The sequence below is a fragment of the Streptomyces sp. NPDC047000 genome, from assembly GCF_040644295.1.
Taxonomy (GTDB): Bacteria; Actinomycetota; Actinomycetes; order Streptomycetales; family Streptomycetaceae; genus Streptomyces.
This window is the reverse complement of record NZ_JBEYWE010000016.1, coordinates 110,600-126,847: the sequence shown is the minus strand read 5'-3', so window position 1 is coordinate 126,847 and position 16,248 is coordinate 110,600. Positions and strand designations below refer to the sequence as shown.

The window sequence follows — 16,248 nt, the reverse complement described above, 5'->3', positions numbered from 1 at the left end:
GGCAGGCGCCTGCTTCAGACTCCGCGGAGAGGTTCGGGATCCGGGGTCTCGTCCACCAACCCGTGATGCGCGGCGGGACAGGCCGGGCGCTGGGCGAGCCAGCCCGAGACGCGAGGGCCTCCGCCGACGGCCTTTCCGTCCAGGACCGTCCTGACATGCCCGAACCCTTGGCGGACGTAGTACGCCTGCAGATCCGTGTTCGTCGTCCACGCGTCCAGCCGGAGCCACTTGGCGCCCGCCCGGCAGGCACGGTCCCCGGCCCAGTCGAGCAGCCGGCCCCCGACGTTCCGCCCGGCACGGCTCCGCGTGACAGAGAGTTTGCCGACGAACAGGGAGGGCTCCGACAGCTCCGCCTCCGGCCAGAGGCCCGGTTCCGCATCGGGGGTCACGGTGACGGCCGCCACCGTCGCCACCCCGTCGAGAACCAGGAAGACGCTCCCGGCCTCGATGGACTCCAGCAGCTTCTCGGCGGGATAGGGCCGCTGCCACTGGTCGGTGCCGCGACGGGACAACCAGGCCGCCGCCTCCTCACGGAAGGCGAGCAGCGTGGACAGGTCCTGCGGCTGGGCCGCGGTGATTCTCACTGAGGCTCGTTCCCCTGTCGGACGGACAGCGCTGCCGCGCCGTCGGTGAGTACCGTAAGTACTGCCAGGAGACCTGTCACGCCGGGCGGGCTCACGGGCCGTTCGAACCTCCGGGGAATGCGGTCGTACAAGCGCCTGTGGCAATCCGGCGCGTTCTCCGAGCCGCCGCACGATCACGGCAAGTCCCACTGGCCGAAACGGTGAACTGCCGGAATGACGCGCCGGGACACCTGCCGGGAAATACCTCCTCCATGAACTTCGACCGGCACGGGCTTCCATCAGCTTCATGGGCATTGACGCGCTCGAACGGAAGGGTCCGGACGCGCCGTCCCCGGCATTCCGACCGTGGCAGGCGAAGGTGATATGGAGCAAGTCCGCCCCGTAAGGCACCTGGTAGCCTAAATGTGTGACGAATCGTTAGTTCAGGGGGGCAAGTGAGGATCGCACTTCGTCTGGTGAACGCCGATGCGGACGGACTGGAGACACTTGAGGACTGGCTCAAGGCCGAACGGGGTCTGCGGCGTGTGGTGATCGCGCGTGAGCACGTCGCCACCGGTGCGGGTGAGATGGGGGTGTTGACGGACTGTCTGCACTTCACCATGGACGCGGGGTTGATCAGCGTTCTGGCGCAGTCGCTCGTCGACTACTGGAGGTCGAGGGGCGACTCCGGTCCGGTGGAGGACAGGCCGGCGCTCCGTGTCGAGCGCGCCGACGCTCCGGACGGCACCAAGACGGTCACCATCGAGGCACGAGATCTCGAGACAGCGGAGGCTTTGCTTCGCAAACTGCGTGACACGCTCGAGTAGTTCATGACTCACAAGCCGCCGAGTGCAAATAGATCGCGAGCCGTTCTCATCGCATCCAGCACCTTCACCGATGCGAAGTTCACCGACCTCCACGCGACAGCGCGCACGGCCAGGGGGCTCAAGAAGCAGCTGCGCGATCTCAGCGTCTGGGGAATCAGCCACGGCCACTGTCAGGTGGTCGACGCACACGACTGCACTCGTGAGGAACTGCTCGAAATCGTGCGTGAGGCGTCCCAGGCCGCAGAAGAATGCTTCGTCCTCTACTTCGGGGGGCACGGCGTCAACGTGAAGGGGCGGCTGTTGTTGCCGCTCCCGCATTCCTCAGCCTCCGAGACGAACACCATGCTCGAGTTCGCCGAACTGATGCAGGCGGTGGACGCGGGAGGCGCGAGCAGCAAGCTCGCGCTGATCGACTGCTGTCATGCCGGGCTGGCCATGGGCGCCCTGCCCTTCGAACAGCACGTCCACGGCGAGGTGCCCGAGGGCTGCTACGTCATCGCGGCCTGCGAAGCGAACAGAACGGCCAAGGCGCCCGAGGACCACGAGTTCACGGCCTTCGGACGCGCCCTGCTCCGATGCCTCGCGAACGACGGCCCCCCTGATCAGGAATTCTGGACTCCGGCCCAGCTTCTGGCGCGTATCGACGGTCTGCTCACCGGCGAGGGGTATCCCCAGCCGGTGACCAATGGATCGCCGGTGGGTGAACTGCCCTGGGTGAACAACCGCGGGTACGACCAGTTCTACGAACCGGCAGACCTTTCGGTGCCCGCACCGCACAACGGCGTACGCACACCGGAACAGGCCGACCGGATCCGGTACCTGGGCCCCGACCCTCTGCCGCTGCCCACTCCGTTCCTCGGCCGTGAAGACCTGCTGGGCGAAGTCGGCCGGAGGGTGCGAGCGGGTCAGGTCCTCCCGGTGACCGGAGGAGAACTGGTAGGCAAGTCCGCGCTGCTCACCGCACTCGTCGACCGGGCCGATACGCTCAGCCCGCTTCCCTTTCCGCCCGTGGTACTGGAGATCGAGCCCAGCTCGGCAGCTGAGCAGCCCCTTCTCGAGGCGATCGCCCGAGCACTGCACCAGACCCTGGACGACAGTGATCTCTCGGTGGTCGCCGAACGCAGAGCCGACAGCCTGTTCGGTCTCGTTCTGCCCCGGCAGGTCAAGGGCAGAAGCCTGATCCTCGTCGTCAAGGCCTCGCGCATCGATCTGTCACGCCCCGAAGTCGTCCGTGAGCTGGACGAGTTGCTGAAGCAGGATGTCTTCAGACGGGCGGCCGTCCTCGTGGAGACCGGTGACCCCGTCGAACTCGACGGAGGCCGCTGGTGGCCTCGACCGGTCACCGTGCCTGAACTGAACACGTCCGACGCCCTGCTTCTGATCGGTGACTGGCTGACCGACGAGAACCTCGTCACAGACGTGAACGCGCTGGAGCTCGTCCATGACAACTTCGCCCGCCGCCCCGGGATCATCGAACGCGCCGTCCGGCTGGTGGCTCGCCAGCATCGCGAGGACGACTTCGACAGCTTTCTCGCCGGTCGCCGCACCGACCACGGAACTGTGCAGGAAGTCGCGCCCGGGGAGGTCGACAACGCTCTGGTGAATGCCGCGATCCCGACCGTCAAAGAAGCACTGGACAGGGCGTGGTCCACGATGCGGAGCGAGGACACCGCGCACGCGCGGTCCGTCCTCACCGTGTGGGGCGTCGTCGAGAAGCTGCCGCTCTCCCTCGACGTCCTGCGCGCTCTCGGGTTGCCGAAGGACACGGTGCGAGTCCTCTACCACGACGGAGTCGTCATTCCCTGGCGGCCCGTGGCCGGCTCCGATTCCCCGGCAGAGCACGTCCCCTGCTTCGAGATCAGCCTGGTGAGCCGGGCAGCGCTCAGGAAAGAGCTGTTGGACGCGGTCGGTCCCGCCGGCGGATCCGGGACGGACCGAGCCCTCGACGAACTCGACCGGCGGCTCACCACCGCAGCCCAGCGGCTGGGGACCGCGGTACTGCCGGACGGGCGGTCGGACGCGTCGTCGGACGAGGTACTGCTCCAGGTCATCGAGTCGCTGCGCCGGGCGACGGGATGGCTCGACCGCCATGTCCCCCACGCGCTGGCGGGACTGCGCGACCGGCTCGGCCTCTACGTCAACAGCCAGTCCGCGGAAGCGCCCCTGCTCCCCGTGGCACAGACGATCGAGACCTGGTCCGCCGGCACGTCACCGGTTCCACAGGACAGCACGAAGGAACCCGCTGCCTCGGCGGTCGGCTCACGGACCGCCGAGGACGAGACGGCCGCCGACACCGGCGCGTGGTCATGGGAACGGATCGACGAGCTGTACGCCACGGCCGGACGCCTCAATCTGGCATCCCGTGCCTCCGCGAAGGAGGCGAACACAGGCAAGATCTTCATTCACCTGTTCGACCACGCGGTACGTCTTCTGGAGGCATGCCGTGGGGACATCCCCTGGCACATCCTGCGCGCGGTCGACCAGTGCGGCTTCCACGGGGCGAGGCGGCATCGTGTCTTCGCCGAGATCGTTCCCGCCCGGGTACGGCTGGCGCGGCAGTTGGCCGCCCAGCAGGACGGCCGGGCGGACGCCCGGCTCAATCACCTGCTCTGGTCCGTGTCCTGGACCCTGAACACGGCTGCCTCCCAGGTCGCGGCCAGTGACCTGGACTCCGTCGGTGACACGATCCGGTGGGCGGAGCAGCTTCTCGTCATGCTGCCTCCGGCTCCTGACGCGAAGGCCCGGCAGACCCGCAACTGGCTCGCCTATCGGATGGCCGGGCTGCGCCGTGCGACGGCGATGACCGCGGACGAGCGGCAGACCGCCGCGCACACGGCGTACAGCCTCGCCAAAGAAAACACGCTCCTGGCCACTGACATGCCCGAGCGCCTGCATCAGTGGACGCGGAATCTCCTGACCAGCGCGTATGCGTACGCACAGGAGATCCGCGACGACCGGGAACGGCTGGACCTCGGCAACGCGACCCTGTCCACGCTGGAGGACGTCTGGGGACCCCGGAACGAGTGGGGAACGCCGCTGCTCGCCGAGGCATCCCGTTTCCTGCGCAGAGTACACGCCCGGCATGCCGACTCCGAGTTGCAGTACGAGGGTGCCAGGCAGGTCCTCACCCTCCTGCAACCACCACGGCCGGACCAGGGAATGGGCCCTGCCCCCGTCATGGACGTGGAGCACATGGCCGAGCTCGCGGAGGCACACGCGTTCCTGGCCCACGCACTCCTGGAGCGCAACGAACCGTCCGCGGCCCGACCGAAACTGCGGCAAGGCATCCAGATCGCCCGGCAGGCCGCGAAGGACTTCCCCTCCGCGCGCACGCACAGGATCTGGCTCCGTCTGCTACGCCTCTCGGAGGAATGGTTCGGGGACGGCCAGGGACGGAACCCCTCTCCCGAGCACGCCAAGGCGGTCGCGGAGATCCGCAGCTGGCTCGACAGCAGCCAGGAGGCGCGGTACGGGAACCATGCGATGGCCCTGCTGCACCTGTGGTGTCTGGACGGCGACTGGCGTCGGGAGGGCAGCCTGTCAGTCGCACTGCGGAACCAGCCCACACGCCTCACCTGGAACACCGGTCGTTCCCCCGAGCAGACACGGATGGACCAGGTCAACCGGATCCGCCTGAACGCGCTGCTGACGCACGAACGCGTCTACGGGCCGACATGGGCTCTGTACGACGCCCGCATCAGGCTCAGCCGTGAATACCAGCGCTGGAGCGCCATCTACGGCAGGCATCCCCTCGAAGTGGATCACGGCCCTGTCTGGAAACTCCTGGCCGACGCCGAAAAGAAATTCCCGCGGGACCTGAGCGTCAGGCGAACCCGTGCGTCCTATCACCGGTACATCTGGGAGTACGGGAAAGCCGCTCAGCTGTACATCAAGTCGGTCCGGGAGGAGACCGACGGTGACCGCTTCCGCCGGGACATGATCGATGCCTCCGAATGCCTGCTGAGTCAGTCACTCCATCAGGAGGGGCTGGCCACCGAGGAACGGGAGAGCGCATTGCGCATGGCCGCGGATCTTCTGCGGCAGGTCACCGCACTCCACTCACAGACGCACCGGGTGTCTCTGCTGTCCGCCCGTATCGCCCTCGAACTGAACAGTCCGGTGGACTGGGGCATGGCCGACTCCACGTTCGCGGAGTTCCTCGGTGACGACTACGTCGGCAACTCCGGCCCCTACCTCGACGAACGCCGGCAGCGGACGGCGGATCCCGGCAAGGCGGGCGGCGGCGAGGAACACCGCCCGGAGGACGAGGGAGCGCGTGAACCGGCTGATGCTCTGGACGTCTTTGCCGTGGACGACCTCGTGGAGAAGCATTTCACGGATGTCGATGCACTGAGGTCTCTGGGGAGCCTCTACCTGCGGCACTCGATACTCACCGCGGAACGGGATCCGGAAGCAGCACTCGCCGGCGCATGGCGCGCGTACAACTGCTTCAACGGACGCAGGGTGATGGAGATGGTCTCCGGCCATGAATGGGTCGACACCGCCTTCTTGCGCGGACAAACCATCACCTGGGCCGCGGAACTCACCTCTTCCGCTTCTCCCTTCCCCGCGGAGAGCGGGAATCAGCACGGCTGGCTGCACCTCGCCGAGTCACGGCTGCAATCGGCTCGCGACCGCAGCGCGGGTGGCTTCCATCAGCTGGTCTGCGTCTGGAGCGAACGGCTGCGGGAGCTGAAAGCCCGGCTGAACGAGCGGTGATCACAGCATGCGATCAGTGGTCACCGGCCCGTGCCCCCAGCGGCCGACCCGTGCCCGCGACTGCCGTCATCGGTGCCGGTCAAGCTTGTGATCGAGCTTCTCACCGTGCCTGTCACCCTCGGCGGTGGCGGCCTCAGAGGTGACGCGTGACGCTGCCGTCGCAGCCAGTGGCTGATCTACAGGACCAGCGCACGATGGCCGTGCCACGCTGTCTCCGGCGTGCCGTCGTTACGGAGTTCCCGTCAAAACCTGAAGGTCAACCGTTCGCTCGGCATCTCGATCTCTCCCGACATCATGGTCGGCACCCGGCCGGTGCCGAAGTACGCGGACACCGAGAAGACGCAGTTCGCGACCCACCGCGAGACCGGCACGAAGCTCTGCACGATCGCCTTCTTCTTCATGGAAGAGGACCGCGCCGAGGCCCTGAAGATCACCGGCCCGGAGACCGGTCTTCCCAACGGCCTCCGGCCCGGTCGCCCCGTCAAGCCGGTGGAGCTGTTCGCCACCTCGTGGGAGCGGATCTTCAACCGGGGGCTGCCCGCCGACCAGATGACCGCGGTCGCCCGGCTCATGCACTTCTCCGGGCTTCCGACCCTGGCCCTCAGCATCGCCCGGAACGCGGAGCTGAGCATGGGCGCGAAGCGCGAGATCGAACCGCTCACCGTCAAGGAAGGACGTCAGCTCCTGGCGGCGGCTCGCGACAACCGGCTCTGGGCCGCGTACGAGCCGGCGGTCCGCATCGGTCTCCAGCGGGTGAGCTGCTGGGGCTCCGCTGGTCGGACGTGGACCTTCACGAAGGCGTGCTCACGGTTCGGCAGGCCCTACCGCGCGTCGGCGGTGAGCTGCTGATCGTCGCACCGAAGACTCAGCGCTCGGCCCGTCGTGTCGCCCTGCCGGCCGAGTGCGTGACGGCGCTCCGTGCTCAGCGGGCACAGCAGATCGCCGACCGGAAGGGCGCAGGGGGCAACTGGAAGGGCACGGGACAGGGCTTCGTCTTCACCACCAAGAACGGGCCCCCGTCGAGCCGCGCAACCTGAACCGCTTCTTCGAGGCACTGTGCGTCCGCGCCGGCGTCCGTAAGGTCCGGCTTCCGCGATCCGCGCCACACCTGCGCGTCACTCCCCCACGAGGAGGGCGCCGACGCCCGCATGATCAGGGAAGTCCTCGGCCCCAGTTCCCTTCGCGTGACCATGGACGTCTGCACCTTCGTACGGCTCGACTCGCAACGTTCCGCCTTCGACCAGGTCGGCGACGCACCGAGGGGTGACGACCACGATCCGGACGATGACGGCGGCGGGGCCGGCGCCTTCGTAGCCGGCCGGCTGAACGCCTTTGGCCCGTGAACCAGCCAGGAAGCGCAGCATCTACCCCTGTCCGAAAAACGATCACCCATTTGTGGGACTTCGGAATACATCGCCCATTTGGTGACGAGTCTCCCGTCGGCTGCCGGAGACAGCCGAGCTGTCCATCCCTCCACACGAGAGAAGTCGACGATGAGCTTCATTCAGACCGGCAAGATCGACCTGAGGTCCGACAACCCGATCGAGACGACCGGCGGTAACACCTCGACCTTCACGCGCGTCACGTTTCCGACTCCGTTCCCCGCGGGCTCCAACGTCGTCGTCCTCCCGCTGACCCAGACCTTCAACGGCCCGGAGACGCCGGGGATCCGCGTCCATGACGTCACGAACACGGGCTTCCTGATCCGCCTCAACGAGGTGTACGCCGGCGCCACCAAGAGCGACGGCAAGCACACCACCGAGACCATCGGCTGGCTGGCCGCGACCGTCTGACGCACACGCTCCTGCCGGGCACAGGAATACCTGCCTCTTCAAGCAGCTGCCGGCAAGAGCCCCCGCGCCTTCTGAGGCGGTTGCCGTCAAGCACTGCCGTCACGGCATAAGCCAGAGGCCCTGTGGATCTCTCCACAGGGCCTCTGGTCTGCTGTGCACTCGGCAGGATTCGAACCTGCAACCTTCTGATCCGTAGTCAGATGCTCTATCCGTTAAGCTACGAGTGCTTGTTCTGTTGTCGTCTTCCGCTTCGGGTTTTCCGCCCGTCCCGGCGACAGGAAGAACATTACATGACTGCCGCCGCCATGTGAAATCCGTTTGGTCCACCCCTTGTGACCTGCAAAAACAGCCAAGAAGGCGTCTCAACGCCGAAGCCCCGGTCCTGAGGACCGGGGCTTCGGTGATCAAGCGCGGAGGCGGAGGGATTTGAACCCTCGATGGGCTTTAAGGCCCAAACCGCATTAGCAGTGCGGCGCCATAGACCGGACTAGGCGACGCCTCCAGCACGACCCCCCGCGCGGGTGCGCGAGTGGTGCCTGCAGATGATGACACAGGCTAGCGCCGTGTCACCAATCGCCTCCTACGGTACTAGGCGGAGAGGCCGCCGGGCAAAGGTCTTCCCGCGGGTCGAGAGACGTCCCCCACGATTCCGCGGGTACCGGAGCGCGAGCGGAAACGTGTCGTCACAGGTTCTGCATCCTTCCGCCGCCACTTCGTCGTGCGACCTCCCTCTCATCCGGCACCCCCCGGGCGACCCCCTCCCTTAGACTCCCTCGCGTGACACACCGCGGGCCGATTGGCAAGATGGCCGGAGCGGTCGGCAACACGCGGTAACAGGGAGGAAGCGCTCGTGAGCAGCAGGCCATCCCGAGGCGCTGCTCGCCTCGCAGCCATACTCGACGCGCTCCCTGACGCGTTGGTGCTGGTCAACGCCAACGGCACGGTCGTCAACGCGAACTCGATCGCCCTCGAGGCGTTCGAGGCGCCCGGCACCGCCCTCGTCGGGCGGGGGCTGCTGGACCTGCTTCCGCAGTTCGACTCCCGCCTCATCCCCGGCTCCATGCGCCGGCCCGACCACATGGACCCGCAGGGCCGCACCAAGCCGACCCGGATGACCGCCCGGCGGACCGACGGCCTCGAGTTCCCCGTCGAGGTCACCAGCGCCAACCTGGAGAACGGCCAGCAGGCGTACGACGGATACGGCTACACCGGCGACGAGCTGCTGATGCTCGTCGTACGCGACCTGTCCGGCACCGTCGACACCGAGGCCGAGCTGGCCCGCTCCCAGCGGCAGACCGAGATGATCCTCCGGGCCGCCTCCGAAGGGGTCATCGGCACCGACACCGACGGGCGCATCGTCCTCGTCAACCCCGCCGCCGCTCAGATACTCGGCTACCGCGCCAGCGACCTCGGCGGCAAGGAACTGCACACCCTCGTCCTGCACTCCCGTCCCGACGGTGCCCCCTTCCCGTACTCCGAGTCGCCGCTCGCCGACACCCTGCGCTCCGGCCGCAAGCACCGGGTCCGCGGGCAGGTCGTGTTCGCCAAGAACGGCGACATGCTCCCCGTCGATCTCACCACCGCACCCGTGCGCGACGGCGACCAGCTCGTCGGCGCCGTGCTGACCTTCACCGACCGGCGCCCCTTCGACGCCCTCGCCGACGAGAAGGCCGCCGCCGACAAGGAGCACGAGACCGAGATCGAGCGGCTCGCCGAGGAGCACGCCTCCGACCTCACCGCCCTGCGCCAGCAGCACGTGACCGAGGTCGAGGAGCTCACCGAGCGGCACGCCGGGGAACTGGCCGCCGCGGAGGAGCGCTACACCGCGCTCGCCGAACGGGAGAACGACCGCTACGCGACACTCGCCGAGCAGGAGAAGGACCGCTACGAGACGCTCGCCTCCCGCTACGAGCAGCTGACCGTCCTCCTCGGGCGCTCCCTGCGCGGTCCGCTCGACGAGCTGCGCCGCGAACTCGCCGCCCTCGCCGCCGACGACGCCGGGCAGCTGTGGCCCGAGGCCAACCAGGTCCTGCATCACCTCTCGGCCGGCTACGCCCGGATCACGACCCTCATCGACAACGTCCTCGGCTTCCAGCTCCTCGACTCCGGCGGCACCGGCATCAGCCGTGCCAAGGTCATGCTCGACGCCGTCGTCGCCGCCGGTGTCGACGGTGCCATCGAGCTCATCGGCCCCGGCCGGGTCCAGTTCGCCGTGCACGCCCCGCCCATCGAGGCCGAGGTCGATCCCCAGCGCCTGGCCACCGCCCTCGCCCATCTGATCGCCGACGTCGCCGGCGTCGACGCGACGGGCAACGCGCCCGTTTCGGCGGGCGGTTACATGGACAGCACCGTCGTGGTCGCCGCCGCACAGCGCGGTGAGGTCGTACGCATCGAGGTGCGCGGGCCGTACGCCGGGGGCGACCCGGTGCACGAGCCGATCGTGCGCGGGATCGTACGGGCCCACGGCGGTGTGCTGCAGACGCACGAGGTGCCGGGTATGAGCGGCAGCGCCTACGTCCTCGAGGTTCCCCTCGGGGCGGGGGCGGGGGCCGTTCCGGTGCAGCAGCAGCCGCAGATGATGGCCCTGGATCCGGCCCCCGTGACCGATCAGGTGCCGGTCGCGACTCCGGTGCCGGATCCGGTGCCAGGTCCGGTGCCGGCGGCAGATCAGGCTCCGCCCGTCATGGATCCCGCTCCGGCCGCGGGGCCGGCCGGTGCCGTGGGTCCCGATGGCGTCGCCGGACCGGGGGCGGGTGCGGAGCCGGTTTCCGAGGAACACGCCGATCACACCTCCGCTGGTGGGCGGCGCCGGGCACGGCGGTCGTCCGTCGACGCCTTCCTGGACGGCGAGGTCCCGGGCGCGTCCGACACGACCGGTGACACGGAGGCGGAGGGGCCCACGCCGACCGGGCGTCGGCGTCGCGGACGGCCCGCCGAGGAGACCGGGGCCGTCGTGGTCGAGAGCACCGACACGTCCGGCGGTACCGGACGGCGCCGGGGCCGGCCCGCCGAGGACACCGCCGGCCAGGGCACCGGCGTACCGCCCGCCGTGTCGGAGGGTGCCGTGGTGACCGCGGCCGAGCATGCCGCGGGCACCGCCGCCGTCGGCACCGGTCTGGGGGCCGCCGTACCGCCCGGAGGGGTGCCCGCGTCGGCCGCCGCCGTACCGCCCGGAGGCATGCCCGCGCTGCCCGCGGTCTCCGGCCCCGACGGTGCCGGCGGTGGTGCCGGCACCACCGACGACGGTACGCAGGCTTCGGGACGCCGCCGGCGTGCCCTGGCCGCCGCGGCCGAACGTGCCGCCGCGCAGGAGGCGAGCGCGGGTCCCCGTCCCGTCTTCGCGCTGCCGCCCGCCGACGCGGACCGCGCGCCCGAGGACGGCACCGCACAGGCACCCGTACCGGCTCCGATGCCGATGCCGATGCCGGTAGCTGCATCGGTACCGGTACCGGCTCCGCTACCGATGCAGGTCTCCGTTCCGGGCCAGGCACCCGCGGCTCCCCTGCCCGGTACGCCCCTGCCCGGTACGCCCGTGCCCGCAGCACCCCTGCCGGGGGCTCCCGTGCCCGTCGCCGTCACGCCGGATGCGGCCGAGGGGCGGCACGATGTCGCACCGCACGATCAGGCCGACGACCACACCCCACCCCAGCCGCACCCCACCGAGGCACCCACGGGCCGCAGGCGCCGGGCGATGGCCCAGCCGGATCCGCAGCCCGGCCAGCCACTGCCGCCCGGCCAGCCGCTGCCGCCGGGGCAGCCCGCGCCGTCGGCCGAGGCCGCCGCGATGCCGGGCGCACCCGCGCAAGGCGTGCCGGTGCCGGGCGTGCCGGTGCCGGGCGTGCCGGTGCCGGCTGTGCCCGCGCAGGGCGTGCCCGCGCAGGGCGCCCCGATGCAGCCCGTTCCCGCCGCGGCGGTCCCGGCGCAGGCCGCCGCCGCTCAGCCCCAGCCCCTCCCGGTCGCCCCCGGCCGGCCCGTGCAGGTGCCCTCCGGCCGGCCCGCCGTCGCGCAGGCCGTCCCGGTCCCGGCCGTCGCCCAGCCCGTACCCGCGGCGCCGCAGCCCGCCCCGGCTGCCCAGCCGCAGCCGCCCCAGGCCGCTCCTCTCCCCGCCGAGCAGCCCCTGCAACCCGCGCAGCCCCGCGCCGTGGCGCAGCCGCTGCCCGCCGAGGCAGCCGTCCCGACACCCGCACCCGTGCCCGCCCCCCTGCCCGCGCCCGCCGCGCAGGCGCCCGCTCCCCAGCCGGCCCTCCCCTTCGACCCCGGCTCCACCCAGGGCCGCGCCTTCAGCGTCCGTACCCTCGGCCAGGGCGTCCCCTTCACCCGGCCGGCGCAGGCCGCGCAGGTACAGGTCCCGCAGCCCGGCGTCTCGGTCACCCCGCCGCACGGGACCTCCGCCGGACGGCGCCGCAAGCTCGGCACCCCGCCCGACCCCGGCACGGACCACCCGCGCCCGACGGCCGACCAGTCCCCCGGCCGGCCCCTCGCCCAGCCGCAGCCGTCCCTGGCCGGACCGGCGGCGGGGACAGGCACGGGACCGGGAACAGGCGCAGGGGCCGCCGCCCCCGGGCAGCCCCGCCTCACCAAGGCGACCGACGGCGCCGGACGCTCGTACGCGATAGGCGCCCCGGACGAGAACGCCGCCGAGGGCCCCGAGCCGCTGGACGGGCCGGGCGGCGCCGTGGAGGTGGCGGACGCCCCGCGCCCGCAGCCGCTGGACGACGAACTCCCCCCGGAGCCGCTGGACAACCCGCGGCGGCTGCTGGTGTGGCCCGCGCCGGACGTGCTGACGCAGCAGGCGCTCAGCGACCGCGGCTACCGTCCCGTCATCGTGCACTCGCGCGAGGAGGTGGACGCGCAGATCGCGGCGTTCCCCGCCGCGCTGTTCGTCGACCCGCTGACCGGACCGATCACCCGTACCGCGTTGCAGTCGCTGCGCCAGGCGGCGGTGGCCGCCGAGGTGCCGGTGATGGTGACCGCGGGTCTCGGGCAGGCGACGCGCGAGGCGGCGTACGGTGCCGACCCCGCCGTCCTGCTGAAGGCGCTCGCGCCGCGTGACAGCGAGCAGCACCCGCCGCGGGTGCTGCTCATCGAGGAGCACGCGGAGATCGCGCTGGCGCTGACCTCGGCTCTGGAGCGCCGCGGGATGCAGGTGGCGCGGGCCGCGAGCGACGCCGACGCGGTGACGCTGGCCGGTCAGCTGCGGCCCAATCTGGTCGTGATGGACCTGATGCAGATGCGGCGGCAGCAGGCCGGGATCGTGGACTGGCTGCGCGCGAACGGGCAGCTCAACCGCACTCCGCTGGTGGTCTACACGGCCGCCGTCGACCCGGCGGACCTGCCGCGGCTGGCCTCGGGCGAGACGGTGCTGTTCCTCGCGGAGCGGTCCACCACCGACGAGGTGCAGGCCCGCATCGTGGACCTGCTGGCGCGCATCGGCACCAACTGACGCGGCCCGAGGACCACCGGTGTGGCCGGGCCCCCGGAGATCCGGGGGCCCGGCCACACCGGCGCCCGGCGCCCGCCGCTCAGAGCCGCGTCACGTCCAGGTCCCCGTCCGCGTACCGGCGGCGCAGCACCTTCTTGTCGAACTTTCCGACGCTGGTCTTCGGTACCGCCTCGACGATCGTCCAGCGCTCGGGGAGCTGCCATTTTGCGATGTGGCCCTCGTCGGCGAGGAAGGCGCGCAGGGACTCGAAGTCGGCGGTGGAGCCCTCCTTGAGGACGACGGTGGCCAGCGGGCGCTCACCCCACTTCTCGTCCGGTACCGCGACCACGGCGGCCTCCGTGACGTCCGGGTGGGCCATCAGGGCGTTCTCCAGATCGACGGAGGAGATCCACTCGCCGCCGGACTTGATGACGTCCTTGGCGCGGTCGGTGAGGGTGAGGAAGCCGTCGGGGGAGATGGTGCCGACGTCGCCCGTCTTCAGCCAGCCGTCGTCGCTGAACTTGTCGGCGGGGCGCAGGGGTTCGGCGTCGGGGCCGTTGTAGTAGGCGCCCGCGATCCAGGGGCCGCGCACCTCCAGTTCACCGGCCGACTCGCCGTCCCAGGGCAGGCGTTCGCCGCCGGGGCCGGTGAGGCGGGCCTGGACGCTCGTCGGGAAGCGGCCCTGGGTGAGGCGGTAGGCGAACTCCTTGTCGGTGCCGACGGCGGAGGCCGGCGGGCGGGCGATGGTGCCGAGCGGTGAGGTCTCCGTCATGCCCCAGGCGTGGCAGACCCGCATGCCGAGGTCGTCGAAGGCCCGCATGAGGGCGGGCGGGCAGGCCGAGCCGCCGATGGTGACCTGGACGAGGGAGGAGACGTCGCGCGGCTTCTCGGTCAGCTCGGCGAGCAGGCCCTGCCAGATGGTGGGGACGGCGGCGGCGTGTGTCGGCTGCTCCTTCTCGATCATCTCGGCGAGCGGCGCGGGCTGCAGGAAACGGTCCGGCATCAGCATGTTGACGCCGGTCATGAAGGTGGCGTGCGGCAGGCCCCAGGCGTTGACGTGGAACTGGGGGACCACGACGAGCGAGGTGTCCCGGTCGGTGAGGCCCATGGACTGCGTCATGTTGACCTGCATGGAGTGCAGGTAGATCGAGCGGTGGCTGAAGACCACGCCCTTGGGGTCGCCGGTGGTGCCGGAGGTGTAGCACATGGAGGCGGCACGGCGTTCGTCCAGCTCGGGCCAGTCGTAGGCGGTGGGCTTTCCGGCGAGCAGGTCCTCGTACTCGTGCACCCGCACCCCGGCGCCCGCCAGCAGGCCGCGGTCGCCGGGGCCCGTGACGACGACGTGCTCGACGCTCTCGAAGTGCGGCAGCAGCGGGGCGAGCAGCGGCAGGAGCGAGCCGTTGGCGATGATCACCCGGTCGGCGGCGTGGTTGACGATCCAGGCCAGCTGTCCGGCCGGAAGGCGGAGGTTGAGGGTGTGCAGCACGGCGCCCATGGAGGGGATGGCGAAGTACGCCTCGACGTGCTCGGCGTTGTTCCACGCCAGTGTGGCCACCCGGTCGTCGTCGCGTACCCCGAGGTCGTCGGCCAGGGCGTGCGCCAGCTGGGCGGCCCGCGCGCCGATCTCGGCGAACGTACGGCGCTGCGGCTCGCCCTCCCCCGTCCAGGTGATCACCTCGGAGGTGCCGTGGACCGTCGACCCGTGGGTCAGGATCCTGGAGATCAGCAACGGTACGTCCTGCATGGTGCTCAGCACGGCGTCCTCCCGGGGCGGCGACATTGCCTGCGCGGTGGTCAGGGTTTGCGCTGATTGTGCGCACATACCACGCGGTATGTCACTAGGCGGGGGTGAGGGAACTGGTGACACCGCTCTCGCCGGGCACGTCGGGAACCTCACAGGGACGCAGGTAGGACCATGATCGCGGGCTGCGGCACGCCGGACGATCTCCACGGGTCGCCTGACCGGCGGCCTCGACGGTGACCTCGACCGGTTGCCCCAGCGGGTGACCTCGACCCGCGCCGACCGGCGGTCTCCGCCTCCGGGCCACGGCACCACCGGCAGTCGTCCGGCCGCGACACGACCGCGATGACCCCGCCGGGACACGACCGACGGTCCCTCGGCCGCGCCGCAAGCACCGGTGACCCGGCCGCTGCACGACCGCAGGTGACCCGGCTGCGACCCGATCGCCGGGGCCCGGCCCGCAGCACGACCGCAGGTGACCCGGCCGCGGCCCGGCCGGCGGTCGGTCGTCCGGCTACGACGCCGCCGCCCCGCTGCGTACCAGCCCCAGCTCCGCGTCCTCGCGCAGCTTGCCGAGGGCTCGTGACACCGCCGACTTGACCGTGCCCACCGACACGCCGAGCACCTCGGCCGTCTGGGCCTCGCTGAGATCCTCGTAGTACCGGAGGACGACCATCGCCCGCTGCCGCGCGGGCAGCCGCATGACCGCCCGCCACATCGCGTCGTGCAGCGCCTGCCGCTCCGCCGGGTCTCCGTCGCCCCACGCCGGTTCCGGTTCCGGCAGCTCGTCGCAGACGAACTCGTCCACCTTGCGCTTGCGCCACTGCGACGTGCGGGTGTTGAGCAGGGCGCGGCGCACATAGCCGTCCAGCGCCCGGTGGTCCTCGATCCGCTCCCAGGCCACGTACGTCTTGGTGAGCGCGGTCTGCAGCAGGTCCTCCGCGTCGCTCGGGTTGGCGGTGAGCGAACGGGCGGTGCGCAGCAGCACGGGCTGGCGGGCCATGACGTACGACGCGAACGACGGGTAGGTCGCGTACGCGACGGCCGACGCGCTGGTGCAGACGGATGTGGTCATGGCTCCACGCTAAGAGCGAGGCGTTTCCCGCAAATCGGCCCCAGGTCCCGAAGCTGGGTCCCCCTCAGGTTGTAGGGGTGGGGCCGTCTACACCTCCTGAAGGTGGAC

Annotated in this window: 9 protein-coding genes and 2 tRNA genes; 5 read left to right on the top strand and 6 right to left on the bottom strand. The window is 70.7% G+C overall.

Annotated features, from left to right (window positions below; all coding sequences use genetic code 11):
• Positions 1–14 precede the first annotated feature (14 nt).
• Positions 15–584, bottom strand: coding sequence for a GNAT family N-acetyltransferase (locus ABZ862_RS24210; protein WP_360961490.1), 570 nt, complete (start codon positions 582–584; stop codon positions 15–17).
• Between the two features lie 434 nt (positions 585–1,018).
• Between ABZ862_RS24210 and ABZ862_RS24205 the strand changes: the two genes are divergently transcribed.
• From ABZ862_RS24205 to ABZ862_RS24195, 3 genes are all read left to right on the top strand, one after another.
• Positions 1,019–1,390, top strand: coding sequence for a hypothetical protein (locus ABZ862_RS24205; RefSeq protein ID WP_360961487.1), 372 nt, complete (start codon positions 1,019–1,021; stop codon positions 1,388–1,390).
• A gap of 3 nt (positions 1,391–1,393) precedes the next feature.
• On the top strand, positions 1,394–6,109 hold the full coding sequence (locus tag ABZ862_RS24200) for a caspase family protein (protein WP_360961484.1): 4,716 nt from the start codon (positions 1,394–1,396) through the stop codon (positions 6,107–6,109).
• A gap of 219 nt (positions 6,110–6,328) precedes the next feature.
• Positions 6,329–6,958: a hypothetical protein gene (locus tag ABZ862_RS24195; RefSeq protein ID WP_360961481.1), complete on the top strand. Its 630-nt coding sequence runs from the start codon at positions 6,329–6,331 to the stop codon at positions 6,956–6,958.
• 266 nt (positions 6,959–7,224) lie between these two features.
• Here the strand turns inward: ABZ862_RS24195 and ABZ862_RS24190 are convergent, their stop codons facing one another.
• A complete protein-coding gene (locus ABZ862_RS24190) occupies positions 7,225–7,473 on the bottom strand; it encodes a hypothetical protein (protein WP_360961478.1) in 249 nt (82 codons plus the stop codon).
• A 129-nt stretch (positions 7,474–7,602) separates the two neighbouring features.
• On the opposite strand from ABZ862_RS24190, the gene ABZ862_RS24185 reads away from it, so the two are divergent.
• Positions 7,603–7,902: a hypothetical protein gene (locus ABZ862_RS24185; RefSeq protein ID WP_353599374.1), complete on the top strand. Its 300-nt coding sequence runs from the start codon at positions 7,603–7,605 to the stop codon at positions 7,900–7,902.
• A gap of 154 nt (positions 7,903–8,056) precedes the next feature.
• Here ABZ862_RS24185 and ABZ862_RS24180 read toward each other — a convergent pair.
• Positions 8,057–8,129, bottom strand: a tRNA-Arg gene (locus ABZ862_RS24180).
• A 184-nt stretch (positions 8,130–8,313) separates the two neighbouring features.
• Positions 8,314–8,404 (bottom strand) — tRNA-Ser (locus ABZ862_RS24175).
• A 348-nt stretch (positions 8,405–8,752) separates the two neighbouring features.
• On the opposite strand from ABZ862_RS24175, the gene ABZ862_RS24170 reads away from it, so the two are divergent.
• The gene (locus ABZ862_RS24170; RefSeq protein WP_360961475.1) at positions 8,753–13,345 is read left to right on the top strand and encodes a PAS domain-containing protein; all 4,593 of its coding nucleotides are present in this window, start codon (positions 8,753–8,755) and stop codon (positions 13,343–13,345) included.
• A gap of 79 nt (positions 13,346–13,424) precedes the next feature.
• Here ABZ862_RS24170 and ABZ862_RS24165 read toward each other — a convergent pair whose 3' ends face one another.
• Together ABZ862_RS24165 and ABZ862_RS24160 are read right to left on the bottom strand one after the other, a co-directional pair.
• Positions 13,425–15,080 carry a long-chain fatty acid--CoA ligase gene (locus ABZ862_RS24165; RefSeq protein ID WP_360961472.1) on the bottom strand — a complete coding sequence of 552 codons (1,656 nt, stop codon included), beginning with the start codon at positions 15,078–15,080 and terminating at the stop codon, positions 13,425–13,427.
• A 499-nt stretch (positions 15,081–15,579) separates the two neighbouring features.
• Complete coding sequence (locus ABZ862_RS24160; RefSeq protein ID WP_360961469.1) at positions 15,580–16,140, bottom strand: SigE family RNA polymerase sigma factor; 561 nt, start codon at positions 16,138–16,140, stop codon at positions 15,580–15,582.
• Positions 16,141–16,248: the final 108 nt, after the last annotated feature.

What these genes read in the sequence shown, in the direction of transcription:
- ABZ862_RS24190 (WP_360961478.1), bottom strand. Translation starts at nt 7,473, where the DNA reads ATGCTGCGCTTCCTGGCTGGTTCACGGGCCAAAGGCGTTCAGCCGGCC.
- ABZ862_RS24200 (WP_360961484.1), top strand. Translation starts at nt 1,394, where the DNA reads ATGACTCACAAGCCGCCGAGTGCAAATAGATCGCGAGCCGTTCTCATC.
- ABZ862_RS24160 (WP_360961469.1), bottom strand. Translation starts at nt 16,140, where the DNA reads ATGACCACATCCGTCTGCACCAGCGCGTCGGCCGTCGCGTACGCGACC.
- ABZ862_RS24185 (WP_353599374.1), top strand. Translation starts at nt 7,603, where the DNA reads ATGAGCTTCATTCAGACCGGCAAGATCGACCTGAGGTCCGACAACCCG.